Genomic DNA, 23,310 nt, shown 5'->3' on the forward strand with positions numbered 1-23,310 from the left:
ATGTGACACGAGGTGGGTTCCTCGGGCTTCGGACGGTCGGTCGTTGCATAAAACTGCGGACGCACGTATAGTCATGCCATCCACGAGGAGGGTTTCGATGAAGGTACGAGCAGCGGTCGCCGGCGCGAGCGGATACGCGGGCGGAGAGCTCCTGCGCCTCCTTCTCGCCCACCCCCACGTCGAGATCGGCACCCTGACGGGCCACTCCAACGCGGGCCAGAAGCTCGGCGCCCTCCAGCCCCACCTGCTCCCGCTCGCCGACCGTGTCCTCGCGCCGACCGCGCCCGAGGAGCTCGCCGGGCACGACGTCGTGTTCCTGGCGCTGCCGCACGGGCAGTCGGCCGCCGTCGCCGAGCAGCTCGGTCCCGACGTCCTCGTCGTGGACATGGGCGCCGACTTCCGGCTGGAGAACCCCGCCGACTGGGAGACGTACTACGGCTCCCCGCACGCCGGGACCTGGCCCTACGGCCTGCCCGAACTGCCGGGCGCCCGCGCCGCGCTCGAAGGGTCCAAGCGCATCGCGGTGCCGGGCTGCTACCCCACCGCCGTCTCGCTCGCGCTCTTCCCTGCGTACGCGAACGGCCTCGCCGAGCCCGAAGCCGTGATCGTCGCCGCATCCGGGACCTCCGGCGCGGGCAAGGCCGCCAAGCCCCACCTCCTCGGCAGCGAGGTCATGGGCAGCATGTCGCCGTACGGCGTCGGCGGCGGTCACCGCCACACCCCCGAGATGATCCAGAATCTCAGCGGTCCTGCGGGGGAGCGGGTCACCGTCTCCTTCACGCCCACCCTGGCCCCGATGCCCCGCGGCATCCTCGCCACCTGCACGGCCACCGCGAAGCCGGGCGTCACCGCCGGATCCGTACGGGACGCGTACGAGAAGGCCTTCGCCGACGAGCCCTTCGTCCACCTGCTCCCCGAGGGGCAGTGGCCGGCGACGGCGTCCGTCTACGGTTCCAACGCCGTTCAGGTGCAGGTCACGTACGACGCGGCCGCGAACCGGATCATCGCCATCAGCGCCATCGACAACCTCACCAAGGGCACCGCAGGCGGTGCGGTGCAGAGCATGAACATCGCCCTGGGCCTCCCCGAGGACACCGGACTTTCCACGATTGGAGTTGCGCCGTGAGCGTGACCGCAGCGAAGGGATTCACGGCAGCGGGCATCGCCGCCGGAATCAAGCAGAACGGCAACCCGGACCTGGCCCTCGTGGTCAACACCGGGCCCCGCCGCGCCGCCGCGGGAGTCTTCACCTCCAACCGCGTCAAGGCCGCGCCGGTCCTCTGGTCCCAGCAGGTCCTCGCCGACGGCGAACTGACCGCCGTCGTCCTCAACTCCGGCGGCGCCAACGCCTGCACCGGCCCCCAGGGCTTCCAGGACACCCACGCCACCGCTGAGAAGGTCGCCGAGGTCCTGAGCGCCAAGGGCCCGGAAGTCGGCGCCGGCGACGTCGCCGTCGCCTCCACCGGCCTCATCGGCATCCTGCTCCCCATGGACAAGCTCCTCCCCGGCGTCGAGAAGGCCGCGGACGAACTCTCCGCGCACGGCGGCGAGAAGGCCGCCATCGCCATCAAGACCACCGACACCGTCCACAAGACCTCCGTGGTCACCAAGGGAGGGTGGACGGTCGGCGGAATGGCCAAGGGCGCCGGCATGCTCGCCCCCGGCCTCGCCACCATGCTCGTCGTCCTCACCACCGACGCCGACGTCGACACCAAGGGCCTGGACAGCGCCCTCCGGGGCGCCACCCGCGTCACCTTCGACCGGGTCGACTCCGACGGCTGCATGTCCACCAACGACACCGTGCTCCTCCTCGCCTCCGGCGCCTCCGGCATCACCCCCGCGCAGGACGAGTTCACCGAGGCCGTACGGGCCGTCTGCGACGACCTCGCCCGCCAGCTCATCGGCGACGCCGAGGGCGCCAGCAAGGACATCCGCATCGAGGTGATCAACGCCGCGACCGAGGACGACGCCGTCGAGGTGGGCCGGTCCATCGCCCGGAACAACCTCCTCAAGTGCGCCATCCACGGCGAGGACCCCAACTGGGGCCGGGTGCTCTCCGCCATCGGCACCACGAGGGCGGCCTTCGACCCGGACCGGCTCAACGTCGCCATCAACGGCGTGTGGGTCTGCAGGAACGGCTCCGTCGGCGAGGACCGCGAGCTCGTCGACATGCGCTACCGGGAGGTCACCATCACCGCCGACCTGGCCGCCGGCTCCGAGTCCGCCGTCATCTGGGCGAACGACCTCACCGCCGACTACGTCCACGAGAACAGCGCGTACTCGTCGTGAACAAGGCCGACAACCCCAACACGCCCGCGCGGAAGCACACCGCCCTCCCGAAGGCTCAGATCCTCATCGAGGCCCTGCCCTGGCTCACCCGCCACCACGGCAAGACCGTCGTCATCAAGTTCGGCGGAAACGCCATGATCGACGAGGACCTGAAGGCCGCCTTCGCCCAGGACGTCGTCTTCCTGCGCCACGCCGGTCTCAAGCCGGTCGTCGTGCACGGCGGCGGCCCCCAGATCAGCGCCGCGCTCGACAAGCACGGCATCGTCAGCGAGTTCAAGGCCGGCCTGCGCGTCACCACCGAGGACGCCATGGACGTCGTACGGATGGTCCTCGCCGGGCAGGTCCAGCGCGAGCTCGTCGGGCTGCTCAACCAGCACGGCCCGTTCGCCATCGGCATGACGGGCGAGGACGCCCACACCATCACGGCCACCAAGCACCGGCCGGTCATCGAGGGCGAACAGGTCGACATCGGCCGGGTCGGCGAGATCACCGCCATCGACACCGGCGCCATCGAGGCGCTCCTGGAGGACGGCCGCATCCCGGTCATCTCCTCCATCGCCCGCTCCCAGGACGACGGACATGTCTACAACGTCAATGCTGATACGGCGGCTGCGGCACTCGCTGCGGCGCTGGGTGCCGAGACGCTGATGGTCCTGACCGACGTCGAGGGCCTCTACGAGGACTGGCCGAACAGCGACGAGGTCATCAGCAGGCTCACCGCGAGCCAGCTGGAGAAGCTGCTGCCCGAGCTCTCCAGCGGCATGGTCCCCAAGATGGAGGGCTGCCTGCACGCCGTACGGAACGGGGTCACCACGGCCCGCGTGATCGACGGCCGGGTCCAGCACTCGATCCTGCTGGAGATCTTCACCGACGAGGGCATCGGCACGATGGTCGTGCCCGACGGACAGGGGGACTGAACCGATGAGCAGCACCGGCAACGAGCAGCTGACCCAGCGGTGGCAGGGCTCGCTCATGAACAACTACGGCACCCCCCGGCTGCCCCTCGTCCGCGGTGAGGGCGCCAAGGTCTGGGACGCCGACGGCAAGGAGTACCTCGACTTCGTCGGCGGCATCGCCGTCAACGCCCTCGGCCACGGACACCCGGCGATCGTCGAGGCCGTGACCCGGCAGGTCCAGAGCCTCGGGCACGTGTCCAACCTCTTCGTCGCCGAGCCGCCCGTCGCCCTCGCCGAGCGGCTGCTCGGCCTCTTCGGCCGGCCCGGCAAGGTCTTCTTCTGCAACTCGGGCGCCGAGGCCAACGAGGCCGCGTTCAAGATCGGCCGGCTCACCGGCCGGACGCACATGGTCGCCACCGACGGCGGCTTCCACGGCCGGACCATGGGCTCCCTCGCGCTCACCGGCCAGCCCGGCAAGCAGACCCCCTTCCTGCCGCTGCCCGGTGACGTCACCCACGTCCCGTACGGCGACGTCGAGGCACTGCGCGCCGCGGTCACCGAGGACACGGCCTTCGTGATCATCGAGCCGATCCAGGGCGAGAACGGCGTCGTCGTCCCGCCCCCCGGCTACCTCAAGGCCGCCCGGGAGATCACCCGCGCCACCGGCACCCTCCTCGTCCTCGACGAGGTCCAGACCGGCATCGGCCGCTGCGGCCACTGGTTCGAGTACCAGGCCCACGAGGGCGTCGAGCCGGATGTCGTGACCCTGGCCAAGGGGCTCGGCGGCGGCCTCCCGCTCGGCGCGACCGTCGCCTTCGGCCCGGCCGCGGACCTCTTCGGCCCCGGCCACCACGGCACCACCTTCGGCGGCAACCCGATCGCCTGCGCCGCCGGACTCGCCGTCCTGGACACCCTCGGGGCCGACGCGGCCCTCGACCACGTGAAGGCGGTCGGGGAGCGGCTGAGGCAGGGAATCGAAGGTCTGAACCACCCGCTGGTCTCCCACGTCCGTGGAGCGGGCCTCCTGCTGGGTATCGTGCTCACCGGGCCCCTCGCACCCCAGGTGCAGCAGGCGGCCCAGGACGCCGGCCTCCTGGTGAACGCGCCCGCCCCCGATGTCGTCAGGATCATGCCTCCGCTGGTCCTCACCGACGCCGAGGCGGACACCTTCCTCCGGGCCCTCCCCGGAGTCCTCGACGTGGCGAACGGGCAAGGACGAACCGGAGAATGAGACGACGATGACCGACGCGCAGGAGAACGAGCACGGCGGGCCGTCCGTTCCGCAGACCCGCACCGCACGCCACCGCAGGATCGTCGACATCCTCAACCGCCAGCCGGTGCGCTCGCAGAGCCAGCTCGCCAAGCTCCTCGCGGACGACGGGCTGAGCGTCACTCAGGCGACGCTCTCCCGCGACCTCGACGAGCTGGGCGCGGTGAAGATCCGCAACACCGGTGGAGAGCTGATCTACGCGGTGCCCAGCGAGGGCGGCTTCCGCACGCCGCAGGCCCCGCTCGGCGAGTCCGCCAAGGAGGAGCGCATGCGGCGCCTCTCCGGCGAACTCCTGATCTCCGCCGAGGCGTCCGCCAACCTGGTGGTGCTGAGGACCCCGCCGGGCGCGGCCCAGTTCCTCGCGTCGGCCATCGACCAGGCCGAACTCCACGCGATCCTCGGCACGATCGCGGGCGACGACACCCTCCTGCTGATCAGCCGGGACCCGACGGGCGGCCAGGGACTCGCCGACCACCTGCTGCGCCTGGCGCAGAAGGGCTGACCTGACGTAGTACCCCGCCAGTACGGGCTGATCGCCGTCGGACCGCTCCGCGTCCGACGGCGATGTGCTGTCGGCGCGGAGCCACGACCGGCCGTCGCCCCGCCGCCGTTGACGCGCGGAAAGATCCCGGCCCCACGCCCGCGCCTCACGTCCCGGGTGTCCGAGTGCGATCCCGCCCGCGGACGAGGCGGAGCACCCGGAGCACCCACGCGCCCGCGTCGGCCCCCTCCAGGGCCCGGGCCAGGTGGTCCGTGGCGTCCACGTGCGCGCTGCTCGACATGGCCGGAGCCTAGGACTCAGGACGGCAGGACCGCCCCTGATTGTCGGGATCCCCTGGATCGCCGGGCCGGCTGCCGGCCTGCCCGGCATCGCGTTGACAAAACATACGGTGCACCGCATAGTTATGCCTAGTAGAGGGTGTGCGATCGGCGCCCGGCATGACCTGGCGCGACCCGCACACGTACACCCACCCTCCTGAGGAGTAGCAGCTGTGAGCAGCAACAACGGTGACGTCCGGCTCTGGGGCGGCCGGTTCGCCGACGGCCCCGCCGAGGCCCTCGCGAAGCTGTCCGCGTCGGTCCACTTCGACTGGCGTCTCGCGCCGTACGACATCGCCGGCTCCCGCGCCCACGCGCGCGTGCTGCACAAGGCGGGCCTGCTCACCGAGGACGAGCTGACGCGCATGCTCGCGGGCCTCGACCTGCTGGAGGCGGACGTCGCCGACGGCTCCTTCGTCGGCACCATCGCCGACGAGGACGTCCACACCGCCCTGGAGCGCGGCCTCCTGGAGCGCCTCGGCCCCGACCTCGGCGGCAAGCTGCGCGCCGGCCGGTCCCGGAACGACCAGGTCGCCACCCTCTTCCGGATGTACCTCAGGGACCACGCCCGCGTCATCGGCGGCCTCATCGCCGACCTCCAGGACGCCCTGGTCGGCCTCGCCGAGGCGCACGCGGACGTCGCCATGCCCGGCCGTACGCATCTCCAGCACGCCCAGCCGGTGCTCTTCGCCCACCACGTCCTGGCCCACGCCCAGTCCCTGTCCCGGGACGGCGAGCGACTGCGCCAGTGGGACACCCGGACGGCCGTCTCCCCGTACGGCTCCGGCGCCCTCGCGGGCTCCTCGCTCGGGCTCGACCCGGAGGCGGTCGCCAAGGACCTCGGCTTCGAGCGCGGCTCGGTCGGCAACTCGATCGACGGCACGGCCTCCCGTGACTTCGTGGCGGAGTTCGCCTTCATCACGGCGATGATCGGGGTGAACCTCTCCCGGATCGCGGAGGAGATCATCATCTGGAACACGAAGGAGTTCTCCTTCGTGACCCTGCACGACGCCTTCTCCACGGGCTCGTCGATCATGCCGCAGAAGAAGAACCCGGACATCGCCGAGCTGGCGCGGGGCAAGTCGGGCCGTCTCATCGGCAACCTGACGGGCCTGCTCGCCACCCTCAAGGCCCTCCCGCTCGCGTACAACCGCGACCTCCAGGAGGACAAGGAGCCGGTCTTCGACTCCTGCGACCAGCTGGAGGTCCTGCTGCCCGCCTTCACCGGCATGATGGCCACGCTCACGGTCCACCGCGAGCGCATGGAGGAGCTGGCCCCGGCGGGCTTCTCGCTCGCGACGGACATCGCGGAGTGGCTGGTCAAGCAGGGCGTGCCGTTCCGGGTGGCGCACGAGGTCGCCGGCGAGTGCGTGAAGGTCGCCGAGGCCGAGGGCAAGGAGCTGGACGAGCTCACGGACGAGCAGTTCGCCAAGATCTCCGAGCACCTCACCCCCGAGGTCCGCACGGTCCTCAACGTCCCCGGCGCCCTCGCCTCCCGCGACGGCCGCGGCGGCACCGCCCCCTCGGCGGTCGCCACCCAGCTCGTCGAGGTCAAGGCCGACCTGGTGATCCAGCACGCCTGGGCCAACGCCAAGAAGTAGCCCTCAGGACGTCACAGCGCCGCCGCCCACTCCGCGAGCGCGTCGAAGTCCGGCCGGAGCAGTCCGAGCCGGGGGTCGACGTGCAGCAACAGGGCGGCGGCGAGGTGGTTCTGCTCCACGTACTCGTGGTCGTACGACGTGATGTCGTCGTCGACCCAGGCGAACGGCCGCCCCTCCGCGTACTCCAGGATGTACTGCGTCTTCCAGAAGGTCCCGCGAGGGGCCTTTCCGTGCATCCGGGGCCAGTCGATGAACGGCAGCTCGGGCAGCCCGAGGCGAGGTCCGATCCAATCGTTCGCCTCGCCCTTCCACGTCGTCGCCCACACCAGCTCGTACGCCTCGGCGAGCGCGAGCAGCTCACCCCCGTGCGCCGGATTCAGCCACACCCGCAGCGGCTTCGTCTCGAACCAGCCGCCCGGCCGCATGCGGTGCGTCGTGTACCCCTGCGGGCGCCGCTCGCGCTGCGCCGCGTACGGATTCAGCGGCCCGTCCACATCGATCAGCAGTAGTGGCTTCGTCATGTTCACAGCATTCCGTCCCCGACGCGGTGAGGCATCGAAATATCGAATGAGACAATGATGTCTCATTCGGTGTATGGTCGTCTCATGTCAGTCGATCGCACCCAGGTGCTCCACAGCGCCGCCGCCCTGCTCTCCCGCAAGGCGACCGCCACCATGGACGAGGTCGCGCGGGCCGCCGGGATCGGTCGGGCCACGCTGCACCGGCACTTCGCCGGGCGCGACGCCCTGGTCAGGGCTCTGGAGGAGCTCGGGATCCAGGAGCTGGAGGCGGCCCTCGACCGGGCCCGTCTCGACGAGGGGACCGCCGACGAGGCCGTACGCCGGCTCGTCGCCGGGATGGAGCCGATGGCACCCCTGCTGTCGTTCCTCGTGACCGAGAACCAGCTCTTCGAGGGCGACCAGCAGAACGAAGGCTGGGCCCGCCTCGACGCCCGGGTCTCCGACCTCTTCAAGCGCGGCCAGGAAGAGGGCACCTTCCGGATCGATCTGACCCCCGCCTGGCTCACCGAGGCCCTCTACGGGCTCATCGGTTCGGCCGCCTGGGCCGTGCAGGACGGCCGGGTCGCCGCCAAGGACTTCCAGTACATGATCGTCGAGCTGTTGCTCGGCGGAGCGCGCAGGAGCGTGGAGAAGTGAGCATCAGTACCCTCAAGCACCCCGACCATATCGAGGGCGTCCGCCGCCCCGGCCGGTGGCTCGCCCTTTCCGTCCTCGTCCTGGCCGTCCTGCTCGTGGCGGTGGACGCGACGGTCCTCGGCCTCGCCACCCCCTTCCTCTCAGAGGACCTCAAGCCCTCCGGCTCCCAGCTGCTCTGGATCGGCGACGTCTACTCGTTCGTCATCGCCGGACTCCTGGTCTCCATGGGCAGCCTCGGCGACCGCATCGGCCGCAAGAAGCTGCTGCTCATCGGCGCCACGGCCTTCGGTGCGGTCTCCGTCCTGAACGCCTACGCGACCAGCCCCGAGATGATGATCGTGGCCCGCGCGCTGCTCGGCGTCGCCGGCGCCACCCTGATGCCGTCCACCCTGGCGCTCATCCGGAACCTCTTCCACGACCCGCGCGAGCGCAGCCTCGCCATCGGCATCTGGGGCGCCATGGCCTCGGCCGGTGCCGCCGTCGGACCGGTCGTCGGCGGATTCCTCCTGGAGCACTTCTGGTGGGGCTCGGTCTTCCTCATCAACCTGCCCGTCATGGCGGTCCTCGTCCTCGTCGGCATCAAGATGATCCCCGAGTCGAAGAACCCGAACCCGGGCCCCTGGGACCTCGCCAGCGTCGGCCTCTCCCTCGTCGGCGTGATCGCCGTCGTGTACGCGATCAAGGAACTGGCCTCCCACGGCCTCTCCCTCGACGCGGCCGTCGGCGCCCTCATCGGTGCCGCCGCCCTGACCTGGTTCGTCCGCAGGCAGCTGACCCTGCCCGCGCCGCTCCTGGACATGCGCCTCTTCCGCAACCGCGGATTCTCCGGCGCCGTCCTCGCCGACCTGCTGACCATCCTGGGCCTCTCCGGCCTGGTGTTCTTCCTGTCCCAGTTCTTCCAGCTGGTCCAGGGCCGGCAGCCCCTGGAGGCCGGTCTCGCCGAGCTCCCCGCGGCGATCGGCGCCGTCACGGCCGGTCTCGTCGCCGGTGTCGTCGCCCGACGGTTCTCCGTGCGGTCCGTCGTGGCGGGCGGTCTCGCGGCCGTCGGCCTCTCCCTCGCCGTCCTGACGACGATCGACGGAAACACCGGCTATCCGCTGCTCGGCGCGAGCCTGCTCGTCGTCGGTGTGGGCGCCGGCTTCGCCTTCACCGTCACCGCCGACGTGATCCTCTCCAGCGTCCCGAAGGACCAGGCGGGCTCCGCCTCCGCCGTCTCCGAGACCGCGTACGAGCTCGGCGCCGCGCTCGGCATCGCCGTACTCGGCTCGATCGTGACCGGCGTCTACCGGAACTTCGCCACCCCGACCGGTGTCCCCACCGACATCGCCTCGGCCGCCCACGAGTCGCTCGGCGGCGCGGTGGAGGCCTCCGGCGCCCTCGCCCCGGAGACGGCGACGGCCCTGGTGTCGGCCGCCCAGCTGGCCTTCGTCGACGGTCTGCGGATCGCGGCCGGTGTCGGCGCGGCGGTCCTCCTCGCGGCCTCGGTCGCGGCCTGGTTCCTGCTCAGGGGCCAGAAGCTGGAGGACGGCGTCGAGCACTGACGGCAGGGGAACGCGACGGGGCCCCGTACAGCCGAGCTGTACGGGGCCCCGTCACACGCGCACGAGCGTTACGCGGCCTTCGCCTTCGTGGCGTACATGTCCACGTACTCCTGACCGGACAGCCGCATCACCTCGGCCATCACCGAGTCCGTCACCGCCCGCAGGACATAGCGGTCGCGGTCCATCCCGTCGTACCGCGAGAACTCCATCGGCTCGCCGAAGCGGACCGTGACCTTGCCCGGCCGCGGCACCCCCGCCCCGCCCGGCTGGATCTTGTCGGTGCCGATCATCGCGAACGGCACCACCGGCGCACCGGTCATCAGGGTGAGGCGCGCGATGCCCGTACGGCCCCGGTACAGCCGGCCGTCGGGGGAGCGGGTGCCCTCCGGGTAGATCGAGAAGATCTTGCCCTCCTCCAGGACCCGCCGCCCGGTCATCAGCGCCGCCACACCGCCGCGCCCGCCGTCCCGGTCCACCGGGATCATGCCGACGCTGGTGAAGAACCAGGCCATCGCCCGGCCCTTGACGCCCTTGCCCGTCACGTACTCGTCCTTGCCGATGAAGAAGACCTGACGGTCCAGGCAGATCGGCATGATCATCGAGTCGATGAAGGTCAGGTGGTTGCCCGCGAGGATGACGGGACCGGTCCCCGGGATGTTCTCGGCGCCCTCCACGCGGGGGCGGAACATCAGGCGCATGACCGGCCCGAGCACTGCCTTGATGATCGCGAGACGGGACAACGGTTCCTCCGGGTGACGCGCGGGCGGGGGTCGGGCCAGCTGACGGTGCAGCTGGCGACGATACTCGCGGGTCACCGCCGTACGCACATCGGGTTCACCGAGTGGATACGCAGTGTTGACGTGTGTTTCCGCCATGTTCGGCAGAGGTCTGCCGTCCGTAGGGCCTTCTTGCCTAGCGTCGGAGCTCCCCGTTGACAGGTGCGGGGCATCACACACGAGGAGCCTTCATGACCCAGGGCGAGCGCCGGACCCCGGCACGACGGACCGTTCTCGGAGCGGCCGGAGCGGCGGCGGTACTGGGGGCCTCGACGGCCCTCCCCACGGGCACCGCCCACGCCGACGAGGCCCGGGGCGACAGCCGCGGCCACGGCCACGGCTACCGCTCCCTCCCCGTCCCCACCGTCATCGCCCACCGCGGCGCCAGCGGCTACCGCCCCGAGCACACCCTCGGCTCCTACCGGCACGCCCTCGACCTCGGCGCCCACGTCATCGAGCAGGACCTCGTCCCCACCCGGGACGGCCACCTCGTCTGCCGCCACGAGAACGACATCACCGGCACCACCGACGTCGCCGACCACCCCGAATTCGCCTCCCGGAAGACCACCAAGAGCGTCGACGGCACCTCGTACACCGGCTGGTTCACCGAGGACTTCACCCTCGCGGAGCTCAAGACCCTGCGGGCGAAGGAGCGCATCCCCGGCACCCGCCAGGAGAACACCCTCTACGACGGCCGCTGGACGATCCCCACCTTCGAGGAGGTGCTCCGCTGGGCCGAGGAGGAGGGCCGCCGCCGGGGCCGCGACGTCTGGCTGCACGTCGAGACCAAGCACCCCACCTACTTCCGCTCCCTCGGCCTCGGCCTGGAGGAGCGGCTCGCCAAGCTCCTGCGCCGCTACGGACGCCACCGCGCGAACTCCCCGGTCTTCCTCCAGTCCTTCGAGCCCAGCAGCATCCAGCGCCTGGCGAAGCTGGTCGACTCCCCGGGAGTGGTCCTGCTCTCCGCCGCGAGCAGCCGCCCCTGGGACTTCGTCCAGGCCGGTGACCCGCGCACCGTCGCCGACCTGGTCACGCCCGAGGGCCTGCGCTGGATCGCCTCGTACGCGCAGGGCATCGGCCCCACGCTCGACCTGGTGATCCCGAAGGACGCGGCCGGCCGCCTCGGCACCCCGACCACCCTCGTCCGCGACGCGCACGCCGAGGGGCTGCTCCTCCACCCGTACACGCACCGCAACGAGAACAGCTTCCTGCCCGCCGACTTCCGCCGGGGCACGGACCCGACGGCCTACGGCGACGCCTTCGGGGCGCTGAAGCGGTACCTGGAGACGGGGATCGACGGCATCTTCTCCGACAATCCCGACACCGCGCTGCTCGCCGCCGCGGACCTCACGGCCGCCCGCGGCTGACTGGCTCGGGAGCTCGGGAGGAGGCCGTCCGGCCCCGCGGCCGTTCGGGCCGGCACGACCTCCTCCCGGGTGGTTTACGCCCCGTACCGCAACCGCATCCGCGCACCCCGACATCGTGCCGGTCATGACCTCCCCCGAGACCACGACGTACGCGGACCCGGCCCCCGCCCCCGCTTCCGACTCCCTCGCGACCCCCGACTCCCCTGCGACCCCCGGCCTCCTCGCCGCCCTCGCCCCGCTGCTCGCCGCCGAGTCGGACGCCGAGGCCCCGGCAGCCGGCATCGACCCCGGCGACCTCGAACAGGCCGTCTGGCTCCGTCTCCTGGAGCGCCTCCAGGAGGCGGGTGCCCCCGAGCGCCCCGCCGACTGGCTGCGCCGCGCCGTCCGCGCCGAGGCCCGCCGAGCCCGCCGGACCACCGACCGGGAGCGCCCGTACCAGGGCGAGCCGGCCCCGCCGCCGGACACCGAAGGAGGACCGGAAGGCTCCCCGGAGACCTCGCTCCTCGTCGCCGAACGCCACCGCACCCTGCGCGCCGCCGTCACTCGAACGCCCGGCCGGTGCCCGCGCCTGCTCACCGCGATGCTCGATCCGCAAGACCCCACCTACCGGGAAATCGCAGGAGAGTTGGGTATCTCACAAGGCAGTTTGGGGCCGATGCGTTCCCGTTGCCTGGGATGCCTGCGCAGAATGCTGGCTGCAGAGGTTCCCGCCCCCGGCCGACGGGGAAGGGTGCGATAAACCGACGGCGAACCACATGAGCGGGAGGCGTGCACACATGGGCCTGAGTGTGACCATCTCAGCAGCGGACGCGCAGGACGCGGAGCACATCCTGAAGCTGCAGTACCTCTGCTACCAGAGCGAGGCGGAGCTGTACGGAGACTGGTCCATCGAACCGCTCACCCAGTCGCTCGACGCCCTGCGCGCCGAACTGGACGAGGGATACGGCCTGGTGGCCCGGCTCGGCGACGAGGTCGTCGCCTCGGTGCGGGCCCGCCTCGACGAGGACGGCACGGTACGGATCGCCAAGCTGATCGTCCACCCGCGCATGCAGCGCCACGGCCTGGGCGGCCGTCTCCTCGACGGCATCGAGCGCCACTTCGCCGCCGAGACCGCACCGGCCGAGCCCGCCGCCAAGCGCTTCCAGCTCTTCACCGGCCACCGCAGCGAGGGCAATCTGCGGCTCTACCGCAGCAAGGGGTACGCACAGGTGGCGGCCCGCGAACTGGGCCCCAAACTCACCCTGGTGACCCTGGAGAAGGACGCCGCCTGACTCAGGTGGCGACGGCTCAGGAGGCCACCGCGCGCGACCGGCGCAGCCACCAGATGCCGGTCAGCGGCAACAGCACCGGAATGAAGAGGTAGCCGTAGCCGTAGTCCGACCAGACCGTCGCGTCCGGGAAGGCGGACGGCTCCACCAGCGTCCAGGTCCCCACGATCAGCACGCCCGCGAGCTCGGCGGCGCAGCAGACCAGCGCCGCCCTGCGAGCCGTCTCCCCGCCCCGTACCAGGGTGTAGGTGATGAAGGCGTAGACCACGGCCGCCACCGCCGACAGGCCGTACGCGAGCGGCGCCCGGTCGAACTCGGTCGCGATCTGGTAGATCGAGCGGGAGACCGCGCCGACCGACATCACGCCGTACAGCCAGACGAGCAGGATGCCCGGGCCCGAGACGAGACGGGTCCTCGCGCCCTGTGCCGCCTTCTCCTGCGTCTCGGTCATGGTCAGCCCACCGTCCAGATGTCGTAGAGACGCACTTCGAGAACGGCCAGGACCACCGCACCGGCGGCCACCGTCGCCGAGCCCCACCGGCTGCGCTCCGCGAGCGACATGAACCCGGCGATCGGCACCGCGCACAGCGCACCCAGCAGATAGGCGACGAAGATCGTCGTGCCCTCCTCGGCCTTCTCGCCGCGCACGAGCTGCACGATGCCGACGATCAGCTGGGCCAGGACCAGGAAGGTCACCACGGCCATGCCGATGAAGTGCCAGTCCTTGGTCGGCTGGTCCCGGAAGGCGGCGAAGCCGCACCAGGCGGCGAGGGCGAGCGCGGCCACGGAGACCGTGACCGTCATGGCGTCGAGCATGCGCCCGAGGGTATTACGGTCCGAAAGGCCCGATGCGCTCGCCCCCCGCCTCCCCGGCGCTCACCCCTGCCACTCCGGCGCTCACCCCCGCCTCCCCACTTCCGCACCCGGTAGGTGGCGGACGCACCGACCGTGGCCTTGGCCACACCTGCGGCCCGCTCCCGGTCCGGAGCCGCGCCGTCGGCCCCGCCCGCCCGGGCCCGTCCTCGCAGGCCACGCACCGGGCAGCGCCCCACGTACGACCCGCCGGCGGGTGTCCGCATGGCATCTCAACGACGTCCGCTATTCGGACGCCCCCCTTTCGTTCGCGAGTGCGCATGCTTTACTTGCAGACATGACCACGACGAGCAGCCGCACCCTTGCGACCGAGGCGATCACGACGCCCGGTGCTCGTTGTATGTGTCGAATGTGCGCCTTCTGAGGGCCCCCGCAGCGTCTCGCGCCCCGAAGCGAGACCAGACGGCCGAGCCGATCCTCCCGCCATCCGGCGATGGACCGTGCCTGCCCCGCGCGCACACCGCCTCCGGCCACCAGCCGGACCGGCCTCCGTGCGCCTGACTGTCCGAACGACGAATGCCCCGTGCCCGGCGGACCCCGCGCCGCGCACTCGACAGTGACGGAAACCCTGTGATCACCACTTCGGGCCTGACCAAGGTCTACGAGTCGCGCGGCCGCCAGGTCACCGCTCTGGACGGCGTCGACCTGCACGTCCGCGAGGGCGAGGTCTTCGGCGTGATCGGCCAGAGCGGCGCCGGCAAGTCCTCGCTCATCCGCTGCGTCAACCTCCTGGAGCGCCCCACCTCCGGCACCGTGACCGTCGACGGAGTCGACCTCACCGCCCTCGCCGGAAAGGGCCGCCGCGCCGGGAAGAACCTGCGCCGGGCGCGCAGCAGCATCGGCATGGTCTTCCAGCACTTCAACCTGCTGTCCTCCCGCACGGTCAAGGACAACATCGAGCTCCCGCTGGAGATCCTCGGCGTCTCCGGCGCCGAGCGCTCCCGCCGTGCCCTCGAACTCCTCGACCTCGTCGGCCTCGCCGACAAGGCCAAGTCCTACCCGGGCCAGCTCTCCGGCGGCCAGAAGCAGCGCGTCGGCATCGCCCGCGCCCTCGCAGGCGAGCCCAAGGTCCTCCTCTCCGACGAGGCCACCAGCGCCCTCGACCCGGAGACCACCCGCTCCATCCTCCAGCTCCTGCGCGACCTCAACCGGCAGCTCGGTCTCACCGTCCTGCTCATCACGCACGAGATGGACGTCGTCAAGACGATCTGCGACTCCGCCGCCCTGATGCAGCACGGCCGCGTGATCGAGTCCGGCACCGTCACCGGACTGCTCGCCACCCCCGGCTCCCAGCTGGCGGCCGAGCTCTTCCCGGTCAGCGGTGCCCCGACGGGCCCCGACCGCACGGTCGTCGACGTCACCTTCCACGGCGAGTCCGCGACCCAGCCGGTCATCTCCCAGCTCTCCCGCACGTACAACATCGACATCTCGATCCTCGGGGCGGCGATGGACACCGTGGGCGGCAAGCAGATCGGCCGGATGCGGATCGAGCTCCCCGGACGGTACGAGGACAACGTCGTCCCGGTCGGCTTCCTGCGCGAGCAGGGCCTCCAGGTCGAACCCGTCGACCCCGATGAAGCCGCCGAAGCGGTCACCGCACCGGCCGACGCCGTGCCCGTACTGGCCAAGGAAGGTGCCAAGTGACCTGGTCCGAGATGCAGCCGCTGCTGGAGCAGGGCACCGTCGACACGCTCTACATGGTCCTCTGGGCCACCGTCGTCACCGTGCTCGGCGGCCTGCCGCTCGGCATCCTCCTCGTCCTCACGGACAAGGGCGGACTGCTGCAGAACCGGCCGGTGAACAAGATCGTCGGTGCGATCGTGAACATCGGGCGTTCGCTGCCCTTCATCATCCTGCTGATCGCCCTGATCCCGTTCACCACCTTCGTCGTCGGCACCTTCATCGGCCCCACCGCGATGATCGTGCCGCTCGCCATCGGTGCCATCCCCTTCTTCGCGCGCCTCGTCGAGACGGCGATCCGCGAGGTCGACCACGGGCTCGTCGAGGCCGTCCAGGCCATGGGCGGCGGCATCCCGACCATCGTCCGCAAGGTGCTGCTCCCGCAGGCCCTGCCCTCGCTCGTCTCGGGCGTCACCACCACGGTGATCGTGCTCATCGGCTACTCGGCGATGGCCGGCGCGGTCGGCGGCGAGGGCCTCGGCTCCAAGGCCGTCACCTACGGATACCAGCGCTTCGACACGACGTTCATGCTCGTCACCGTCGTCGTCCTGGTCCTCATCGTGACCGTCGTCCAGCTCGTCGGCGACGGAGTCGTCCGGCTCCTCGCCCGCCGGGGCCGCACGGCCTGAGCCGTACCGCCCCACCCCCCAAGGCTTCGTTTTTCGAAGAACAGCCCGGACTTGTTGTCCAGGCGTCCACCGCACCACCGGAAAGAGGCACTCTTCGTGCGTAAGAACATCAAGCTCACCGCCGGTATCGCCGCCACCGCCGCCCTCGCCCTCGGCCTCACCGCCTGCGGCACCTCCTCGGACCCGTCCTCCTCCAAGGACTCGGCCGGCTCCGGCGACGCCTCCAAGCCGCTCGTCGTCGCCGCGTCCCCGACGCCGCACGCCGACATCCTCAACTACGTCAAGGACAACCTGGCCGAGAAGGCGGGCCTGAAGCTGGAGGTGAAGGAGTTCACGGACTACGTCCTGCCGAACACCGCCACCCAGTCCGGCCAGGTCGACGCCAACTTCTTCCAGCACAAGCCGTACCTCGACGACTTCAACCAGAAGAACAAGACCACCATCGTCCCGGTGGTCAACGTCCACCTGGAGCCGCTGGGCCTCTACTCCAAGAGCCTCAAGTCGGTGAAGGACATCAAGGCGGGCCAGACGATCGCCGTCCCCAACGACACCACCAACGGCGGCCGCGCGCTCCAGCTGCTCGCCGAGAACGGCCTGATCACCATCAAGCCGGGTGTCGGCACCAACGCCAAGCTCTCCGACATCACCGACAAGAAGGGCCTGGAGTTCAAGGAGCTGGAGGCCGCCACCGTGCCCCGCGCCCTGAACGACGTGGACGCCGCCGTCATCAACGGCAACTACGCCATCGAGGCCAAGCTCCAGCCGGCGAAGGACGCCCTCGTCCTGGAGAAGGCCGACGGCAACCCGTACGCCAACTTCCTCGCCGTCAAGGAGGGCAACGAGAAGGACGCCCGCGTGCAGAAGCTCGCCGAGCTCCTCAACTCGCCCGAGGTGAAGAAGTACATCGAGGACACCTACAAGGGCTCGGTCATCCCGGCCTTCGGCGCCGTCGCCAAGTAGGACCCGGCGTCCGAGGAACCGTCAGACCGGTTTCCCCGTACAGTCCTTGTGACGAAGGCCCCCGCATCCCGTCCGATGCGCGGGCCTTCGCCACACCCCCACCCGGCCATGCGCGCCGACGGCCGCATGCTGCATGCTGTGCGTTCACGGTCGATTCGGACGGTCCACGGCATGGAGCTGAGCATGACTACCACCTTTCCGGACATCTCCATCAACACGGACCGGTTGGTGCTGCGCGCGCTCGAAGAGGCCGACGCCCCGGCTCTGGCCGAGATGATGAACGACGAGATGGTCGGGGCATGGACGGCCGTACCCCAGCCGTACACCGAGGACGCCGCCCGCCGCTGGATCACCGAGTACGCCCCCACCGAACGCGCCGCCGGCCGAGGCCTCGACCTCGCCGTCACCGAGTTCCTCACCCAGCGGCTCGTGGGCATCGTCCAGCTGGGCAACACCAATTGGCGTGTGCGCTCCACCGAGCTCTCCTACATCATCGCCCCGTGGGCCCGCGGTGAGGGGTACGCCTCCGAAGCCGCGCTCGCCACCGCCCAGTGGCTCTTCGGCGACCAGAAGTTCGAGCGCCTCGAACTGCGTACGGCGGCGGACAACACCGCCTCCCAGCAGGTCGCCCAGAAGATCGGCTGCATCAGCGAAGGCGTCCTCCGCAACGCCTGCATAGCGCGCACCCGTACCGAGGACGGCGGCTGGACCGACCTGCGCACCGACTTCATCGTCTGGGGCCTGCTCCCCGAGGACCTCGACGGCGTCGCCGACCAGATGGCCGAGGCCGGATACTCCTCGTACACCGACTGGAGCTGAGCCCCGCAGACCAACCCGGGGTACGCTCGGCACGCCCCCGACCTGCGACAACACCACAGGAGACAGACGACGATGGCGGACCGCGTCACGGTGATCGGCTGGGACGGCTCGCCCCTCACCTCGGCGGCCACGTCCGCGCTCTCCGCCGCCACCCTCGTGGCCGGCGCGGCCCACCACCTGGCGCTGCCCGAGGTACCCCCCGCGGCCGAACGCGTCCGCCTCGGCAGCGTCGACCTCGCCGCCCGCCGCATCGCGGGCCACCGCGGCACCGCCGTCGTCCTCGCCGACGGCGACCCCGGCTTCTTCGGCGTCGTCCGCACCCTGCGCGCCCCCGAGCACGGCCTGGAGGTCGAGGTCGTCCCTGCGGTCTCCTCCGTCGCCGCCGCCTTCGCCCGCGCCGGGATGCCCTGGGAGGACGCCCGGATCGTCGTCGCCCACCAGCGCACCCTGCGGCGCGCCGTGAACGTCTGCCGCGCCCACCCCAAGGTCGCCGTCCTCACCTCGCCGGGCGCGGGACCGGCCGAACTGGCCCTCCTCCTCGACGGGGTCCACCGCACCTTCGTCGTCTGCGAGGAACTCGGCACCGACCGTGAACGGGTCTCCGTCCTCACCTCCGACAGCGCCGCCGACCACGCCTGGCGCGACCCCAACGTCGTCCTCGTCATCGGGGGAGTGGGCGGCGCGGGCAGCCACACCCCGGCCGTCCCCTGGCTGATGGGCCAGGACCCGGCCGTGCGGTCCGTACGGGGCTGGGGCCTGCCCGCCGAGGAGTACGCCCCCGGGGGGTACGACCCGCGGGGGTACGGCCCCGGCACCACCGGCGCCACCCCGCCGGCCCGGCCCGGAGCCGGCGAGGACCCGGCCCTGCGCGCCGCCCAGCTCGCCCGGCTCGGCCCCCGCGTCGGCGACCTCGTCTGGGACATCGGCTGCGCGGGCGGCGCCTTCGCCGTCGAGGCCGCCCGCTTCGGCGCCGCCGTCATCGCCGTGGACACCGACCCGGCCGCCTGCGCCCGCACCGAAGCGGCCGCCCGCCGCCACGGCGTACCACTCCAGACCGTCCCCGGCCGCGCCCCGCACGTCCTGGAAGACCTGCCCGAACCCGATGTCGTACGCATCGCGGCCGGCGGTGTCCCCGTCGTCACCGCCTGCACCGACCGGCGCCCCGAGCGCATCGTCGCCCACGCCTCCACCCGCGACGAGGCGGAGGCCATCGGCACCGCCCTCGCCGACGGCGGCTACACCGTCGAGAGCCTCCTCCTCCAGACCGTCGGGCTCGACCCGGACGACTGGTCGGAGCGCGAGCGTTCGGTCGTCTTCCTGCTGGCCGGACGCAGGAGCGACAGCGCCCCGTGACCCTGCCGCCCCGCGGGGGCAGGTAGGCTGGCCGATTGTTGTACCGCACCGGGACGTTCGGCATTTAGTTCTCGTATGTCTTGAATTGGCGGCCCTTCCGGCTTGCTGATGTGGTACGGAGCATGGGGGGACCGCGCGACGTGGCGCAGTCCACAGCACGCCGTGGCGGATCTGCCTGCCACGACGGCCGAGGGCCGCGACAATGAGTGGGTGTCCGCGCGTCCTTCGTGCCGCGCGGCGCGTGCGCTCGTTGTTCTCGACGGGCGCAGGTCTGAAGGAAGCACAAGCGATGGGCGAGGGGTACGCATGACGGACACCGGCCAGGTCTCGGGCGAGGGACTGCCGGAGAACGCAGGCATGGTCGAGCAGCCGGGCATCCCCGCACCGGGCGCGTACACCTTCCTGGACCCCTCCGAGCACGCAGCCGAAGACGACGACATCCTTCTCATGCCGGGCGCCCAGGGCGCCTGGAGCGAGCACCCGCCGGGCGTCGCGCCCGCGCCGCCGGTCGCCGTACCGGCCCCCCAGGTGCCCCCCGTGGTCCCGCACCAGGGCGGGCTGCCCGTGACCGCCGCCGCGTCGGCGGCCCCGGAGACGGCCGCCCCGATGGGCGACCCGCTCACCGACCCCCTCACGGGCCCGCTCCCGGACTCCTTCGTCCTCGCCGACGTACTGACCGCTCCTCAGGCCCAGACGCAGGCGCAGGCAATCGGCACGCCGGCACACGGCACCCCGATGCACGGCACTCCGGCGCACGGCACGCCCGCCCAGGCCACCCCGGCGCACGGCGTCCCCGTCGCCGCGCAGGAGCCCGTCCTCGCCGACCACGGCTACGAGCCCGGCATTCTCGACACCGGCGCGCACGAGGCCGCGGGCCGCGACACCGGGTCGGTCGACCTCGGCGGCGTCCGCGTGCCGCCGCCCGCCGGCGCACCGACCCCGCCGCCCGCCCGGCGCCCCCTGCACATGGGTCCGCCCGTGCCCGAGGTCACCGGTGGCGTCGTGCTCTCGCTCGCCGACCGAGGCCCGGCCGCCGCGCCCGCCCAGGTCCCGCAGCCCGCGCCGGTCGCGGCCACCGCGCCCGCGCAGATGCCCGTACGGAACCCGGGACCGCCGACGACGGGCCCCGAGTACTTCGACATCCCGCAGGACCGGCAGCTCGCGCCGCAGGGCGCCGAGCCGTGGGCCGCGCAGCCGCAGGAGGCCGTGGCCCCCCAGCCGGTCGCCCCCGCAGAAACGGTCGTCCCGACGACCGGCCAGTTCGTCCAGGTGGAGGGCTCCGTCCCGACGGCCCCGCACCTGGCCCCCATCCCGGCCGCCGAGGCCGAGGAGCCGGCCGAGGCTCCCGTGGCCGTCGCACCCGAGGCGCCGGCGGAGGAGCCCGCCGAGGCCGTCGTGGCTGTCGCCCCGGAGCCCGTCGAGCCCCAGGCCACCGTGCCGGCCCCGCGCGAGGCCGAGCCCGCCGCGGAGGCACCCGCGCCCGCCCCCGAGGCGGAACAGGCGCCGGAGCCGGAGCCCGCCGAGGAGCCGGTGCAGGCGGCCGAGCCCGTCGTGCAGATCCCGGCAGAGCCGATCGCCGAGCCCGTCGTCGTGCCCGAGGCTCCCGTGGAGCAGGCACCGGTGGAGACGCTCGTCGTCGCGGAGGCCACCCCCGAGCCCCTGCCCGAGCAGGCACCGGAGGCGCAGGCAGAGATCCAGGCCGAGGCCGCGCCGCAAGAACAGCCGGAGCATCCGGAGCAGCCCACCCCTGCCGAGCCCACGGACACGGCGGCGGCGCAGCCCGAGGCCGTCGCGGCCGAGGCCGCGGCCCTGGCCCCGGAGCCGGAGGCGACCCCCGAGGTAGAGGCGGACACCGACCTCGAAGGCTTCGTGGACGCCGCGGACCTGGTGGAAGCGGACGAACTCCCCGCGGCCGAACAGCTCACCGCCACGGACGAGCCGACCGTCACCGAGCAGCTCACGGCCGCCGAAGAGCTCACCGTCACCGACGAACTTCCCGTCACCGAAGAGCTGACCGCCACGGCCGAAGCCGCCGCCACGGCCGAAGCCGCCGCCACGGCCGACGTCATCGCCGTGGACGACGACATCGCCACCGGCGAGGAGCAGGCCGTGGCCCCCGGCGCCCCGGCGCCCGGCTACGACGACGCCGAGCGCGAGGCGGTCCTGCGCGTGATGCGCGAGCGTCGCGACATCCGCAACGGCTTCCGCTCCGACCCGATCCCGCACGAGGTGCTGCTCCGCGTCCTGGAGGCCGCCCACACGGCCCCCAGCGTCGGCCACTCGCAGCCCTGGGACTTCGTCGTCATCCGCTCCGCCGAGACCCGGCAGACGATGCACGAGCTGGCCCAGCGGCAGCGCGACGCGTACGCCAAGTCGCTGCCGAAGGCCCGGGCCAAGCAGTTCAAGGAACTGAAGATCGAGGCCATCCTCGACACCCCGGTCAACATCGTCGTGACCGCCGACCCCACCCGGGGCGGCCGCCACACCCTGGGCCGCTACACGCAGCCGCAGATGGCCCCGTACTCCTCGGCGCTCGCCGTCGAGAACCTCTGGCTCGCCGCCCGCGCCGAGGGCCTCGGCGTCGGCTGGGTCAGCTTCTTCGACGAGCGCGAGATGGTCCGTACGCTCGGCCTGCCCGAGCACCTCGAAGTCGTCGCGTACCTCTGCGTGGGATACGTCGACGAGTTCCCCGAGGAGCCCGAGCTGATGCAGGCGGGCTGGTCCAAGCGCCGTCCGCTGGCCTGGGTCGTCCACGAGGAGACGTACGGCCGCCGCGCCCTGCCCGGCGAGGAGCCGCACGACCTGCTCCAGGAGACCGTCGCCAACATCCGCCCGCTGGACGCCAAGGCGCTCGGCGAGGCCTGGGAGCGCCAGAAGCGCATGACCAAGCCCGCGGGGGCCCTGGGCATGCTGGAGATCATCTCGGCGCAGCTCGCCGGCCTCTCCCGCATCTGCCCTCCCCCGATCCCGGAGCCGGCGGCCGTCGCGATCTTCGCCGGCGACCACGGGGTCCACGCCCAGGGCGTCACGCCCTGGCCGCAGGAGGTCACCGGCCAGATGGTGGCCAACTTCCTCGGCGGGGGAGCGGTCTGCAACGCCTTCGCCAACCAGGTGGGTGCCGAGGTCTGCGTCATCGACGTGGGCGTGGCATCCGAACTCCCGGCGACCCCCGGTCTCCTTCCCCGCAAGGTCCGCGCGGGCACCGGCGACTTCACGACGGGTCTCGCGATGACCCACGAGGAAGTACTCGCCGCGATCGAGGTGGGCATCGAAACGGCCCGCGACCTCGTGGCCGCGGGCAACAAGGCGATCCTCACCGGCGAGATGGGCATCGCGAACACGACCGCGTCCGCCGCACTGATCTCGGTCTACACCGGGGTCGACGCCGCCGAGGTCACGGGCCGCGGCACCGGCATCAACGACGAGACGCACGCCCGCAAGGTGGACGTGGTCCGCCGCGCCCTCGACCTGCACAAGCCGGACCCGGCGGACCCGATCGGCGTCCTCTCGGCGATCGGCGGCCTGGAGCACGCGGCCCTCGTCGGCCTGATCCTGGGCGCGGCCTCGCTCCGTACCCCGGTGATCCTCGACGGCGTCTCGACCGGCGCGGCGGCCCTCGTGGCCCGCGCGATCGCCCCGGAGTCGCTCGCGGCCTGCATCGCAGGACACCGCAGCGCGGAGCCGGGCCACGTGGCGGCCCTGAACAAGCTGGGCCTGCGCCCGCTGGTCGACCTGGACCTCCGCCTGGGCGAAGGCACGGGAGCCCTCCTGGCGCTCCCCCTGGTCCAGAGCGCGGCCCGAGCGATGCACGAGGTGGCCACGTTCGACTCGGCGGGAGTCACCGAGAAGTAGCACCACGGCGCGTCTCCCACCCACAGAGGGGAGTGGGGGACGCGCAGGGGGCGTGTTCGGGACGTAGAGCGTGTTTTGTGGCGCATGGGAGCCTCCGGCCCTCATGCGCCCGCAGGCGCCGTAAAACATGCAGTCCCGAACACGCTCCCGGAGCGTCCCC

The 23,310-nt window shown here is 71.9% G+C and carries 22 protein-coding genes; 17 read left to right on the forward strand and 5 right to left on the reverse strand.

Annotated elements, in window-relative coordinates; translation table 11 throughout:
* Window positions 1-97 precede the first annotated feature (97 nt).
* From argC to OG357_RS32110, 5 genes are read left to right on the forward strand one after another with little or no spacing between them, the layout of a single operon-like run.
* Window positions 98-1,126: an N-acetyl-gamma-glutamyl-phosphate reductase gene (gene argC, locus OG357_RS32090; protein WP_329624452.1), complete on the forward strand. Its 1,029-nt coding sequence runs from the start codon at window positions 98-100 to the stop codon at window positions 1,124-1,126.
* Window positions 1,123-2,289: a bifunctional glutamate N-acetyltransferase/amino-acid acetyltransferase ArgJ gene (argJ, locus tag OG357_RS32095; RefSeq protein ID WP_329624453.1), complete on the forward strand. Its 1,167-nt coding sequence runs from the start codon at window positions 1,123-1,125 to the stop codon at window positions 2,287-2,289. The genes argC and argJ overlap by 4 nt, the downstream gene beginning before the upstream one ends.
* Window positions 2,286-3,206, forward strand: a complete 921-nt coding sequence (gene argB / locus OG357_RS32100) for an acetylglutamate kinase (RefSeq protein ID WP_329624454.1) — start codon at window positions 2,286-2,288, stop codon at window positions 3,204-3,206. Before argJ ends, argB begins: the two co-directional genes overlap by 4 nt.
* Window positions 3,207-3,210: 4 nt before the next feature.
* Window positions 3,211-4,416: an acetylornithine transaminase gene (locus OG357_RS32105; protein WP_329624455.1), complete on the forward strand. Its 1,206-nt coding sequence runs from the start codon at window positions 3,211-3,213 to the stop codon at window positions 4,414-4,416.
* 7 nt (window positions 4,417-4,423) lie between these two features.
* The gene (locus OG357_RS32110) at window positions 4,424-4,957 is read left to right on the forward strand and encodes an arginine repressor (RefSeq protein ID WP_329624456.1); all 534 of its coding nucleotides are present in this window, start codon (window positions 4,424-4,426) and stop codon (window positions 4,955-4,957) included.
* A 145-nt stretch (window positions 4,958-5,102) separates the two neighbouring features.
* Here the strand turns inward: OG357_RS32110 and OG357_RS32115 are convergent, their stop codons facing one another.
* Window positions 5,103-5,237, reverse strand: a complete 135-nt coding sequence (locus tag OG357_RS32115) for a hypothetical protein (protein WP_329624457.1) — start codon at window positions 5,235-5,237, stop codon at window positions 5,103-5,105.
* A 210-nt stretch (window positions 5,238-5,447) separates the two neighbouring features.
* Here OG357_RS32115 and argH point away from each other — a divergent pair, with 210 nt between their 5' ends.
* Entirely contained in the window at window positions 5,448-6,875 is a 1,428-nt protein-coding gene (gene argH, locus OG357_RS32120; RefSeq protein WP_329624458.1) for an argininosuccinate lyase, read from the forward strand.
* Window positions 6,876-6,886: 11 nt separating this feature from the next.
* Here argH and OG357_RS32125 read toward each other — a convergent pair whose 3' ends face one another.
* Window positions 6,887-7,396, reverse strand: a complete 510-nt coding sequence (locus tag OG357_RS32125) for an HAD domain-containing protein (protein WP_329624459.1) — start codon at window positions 7,394-7,396, stop codon at window positions 6,887-6,889.
* Between the two features lie 84 nt (window positions 7,397-7,480).
* On the opposite strand from OG357_RS32125, the gene OG357_RS32130 reads away from it, so the two are divergent.
* On the forward strand, window positions 7,481-8,032 hold the full coding sequence (locus OG357_RS32130) for a TetR/AcrR family transcriptional regulator (protein WP_329624460.1): 552 nt from the start codon (window positions 7,481-7,483) through the stop codon (window positions 8,030-8,032).
* Window positions 8,029-9,573: an MFS transporter gene (locus OG357_RS32135; RefSeq protein WP_329624461.1), complete on the forward strand. Its 1,545-nt coding sequence runs from the start codon at window positions 8,029-8,031 to the stop codon at window positions 9,571-9,573. Before OG357_RS32130 ends, OG357_RS32135 begins: the two co-directional genes overlap by 4 nt.
* 68 nt (window positions 9,574-9,641) lie before the next feature.
* Here the strand turns inward: OG357_RS32135 and OG357_RS32140 are convergent, their stop codons facing one another.
* Window positions 9,642-10,313, reverse strand: a complete 672-nt coding sequence (locus OG357_RS32140; protein ID WP_329624462.1) for a lysophospholipid acyltransferase family protein — start codon at window positions 10,311-10,313, stop codon at window positions 9,642-9,644.
* A 227-nt stretch (window positions 10,314-10,540) separates the two neighbouring features.
* On the opposite strand from OG357_RS32140, the gene OG357_RS32145 reads away from it, so the two are divergent.
* The 3 genes from OG357_RS32145 (at window position 10,541) to OG357_RS32155 (ending at window position 12,987) form a co-directional block, all read left to right on the forward strand.
* Complete coding sequence (locus tag OG357_RS32145; protein WP_329624463.1) at window positions 10,541-11,716, forward strand: glycerophosphodiester phosphodiesterase; 1,176 nt, start codon at window positions 10,541-10,543, stop codon at window positions 11,714-11,716.
* 124 nt (window positions 11,717-11,840) lie between these two features.
* Complete coding sequence (locus OG357_RS32150) at window positions 11,841-12,455, forward strand: sigma-70 family RNA polymerase sigma factor (RefSeq protein ID WP_329624464.1); 615 nt, start codon at window positions 11,841-11,843, stop codon at window positions 12,453-12,455.
* Between the two features lie 37 nt (window positions 12,456-12,492).
* Complete coding sequence (locus OG357_RS32155; protein ID WP_329624465.1) at window positions 12,493-12,987, forward strand: GNAT family N-acetyltransferase; 495 nt, start codon at window positions 12,493-12,495, stop codon at window positions 12,985-12,987.
* A gap of 16 nt (window positions 12,988-13,003) precedes the next feature.
* On the opposite strand, the gene OG357_RS32160 is transcribed toward OG357_RS32155, so the two are convergent.
* On the reverse strand, window positions 13,004-13,435 hold the full coding sequence (locus OG357_RS32160) for a hypothetical protein (RefSeq protein WP_329624466.1): 432 nt from the start codon (window positions 13,433-13,435) through the stop codon (window positions 13,004-13,006).
* Between the two features lie 2 nt (window positions 13,436-13,437).
* Complete coding sequence (locus OG357_RS32165) at window positions 13,438-13,800, reverse strand: hypothetical protein (protein WP_329624467.1); 363 nt, start codon at window positions 13,798-13,800, stop codon at window positions 13,438-13,440.
* A gap of 627 nt (window positions 13,801-14,427) precedes the next feature.
* Here OG357_RS32165 and OG357_RS32170 point away from each other — a divergent pair.
* The 6 genes from OG357_RS32170 to cobT all read left to right on the forward strand — a co-directional run bounded on the left by OG357_RS32170 (window position 14,428) and on the right by cobT (window position 23,150).
* Entirely contained in the window at window positions 14,428-15,501 is a 1,074-nt protein-coding gene (locus OG357_RS32170) for a methionine ABC transporter ATP-binding protein (protein ID WP_329624468.1), read from the forward strand.
* On the forward strand, window positions 15,498-16,166 hold the full coding sequence (locus OG357_RS32175) for a methionine ABC transporter permease (RefSeq protein WP_329624469.1): 669 nt from the start codon (window positions 15,498-15,500) through the stop codon (window positions 16,164-16,166). Before OG357_RS32170 ends, OG357_RS32175 begins: the two co-directional genes overlap by 4 nt.
* Window positions 16,167-16,262: 96 nt before the next feature.
* Window positions 16,263-17,126, forward strand: coding sequence for a MetQ/NlpA family ABC transporter substrate-binding protein (locus OG357_RS32180; protein ID WP_317593830.1), 864 nt, complete (start codon window positions 16,263-16,265; stop codon window positions 17,124-17,126).
* Between the two features lie 183 nt (window positions 17,127-17,309).
* Window positions 17,310-17,945, forward strand: a complete 636-nt coding sequence (locus OG357_RS32185; RefSeq protein ID WP_329624470.1) for a GNAT family N-acetyltransferase — start codon at window positions 17,310-17,312, stop codon at window positions 17,943-17,945.
* Between the two features lie 72 nt (window positions 17,946-18,017).
* The gene (cbiE, locus tag OG357_RS32190; protein ID WP_329624471.1) at window positions 18,018-19,298 is read left to right on the forward strand and encodes a precorrin-6y C5,15-methyltransferase (decarboxylating) subunit CbiE; all 1,281 of its coding nucleotides are present in this window, start codon (window positions 18,018-18,020) and stop codon (window positions 19,296-19,298) included.
* 306 nt (window positions 19,299-19,604) lie between these two features.
* Window positions 19,605-23,150 (forward strand): nicotinate-nucleotide--dimethylbenzimidazole phosphoribosyltransferase, encoded by a 3,546-nt coding sequence (gene cobT / locus OG357_RS32195; protein WP_329624472.1) that lies wholly within the window; start codon window positions 19,605-19,607, stop codon window positions 23,148-23,150.
* Window positions 23,151-23,310: the final 160 nt, after the last annotated feature.

This window comes from Streptomyces sp. NBC_01255 (assembly GCF_036226445.1).
GTDB lineage: Bacteria > Actinomycetota > Actinomycetes > Streptomycetales > Streptomycetaceae > Streptomyces.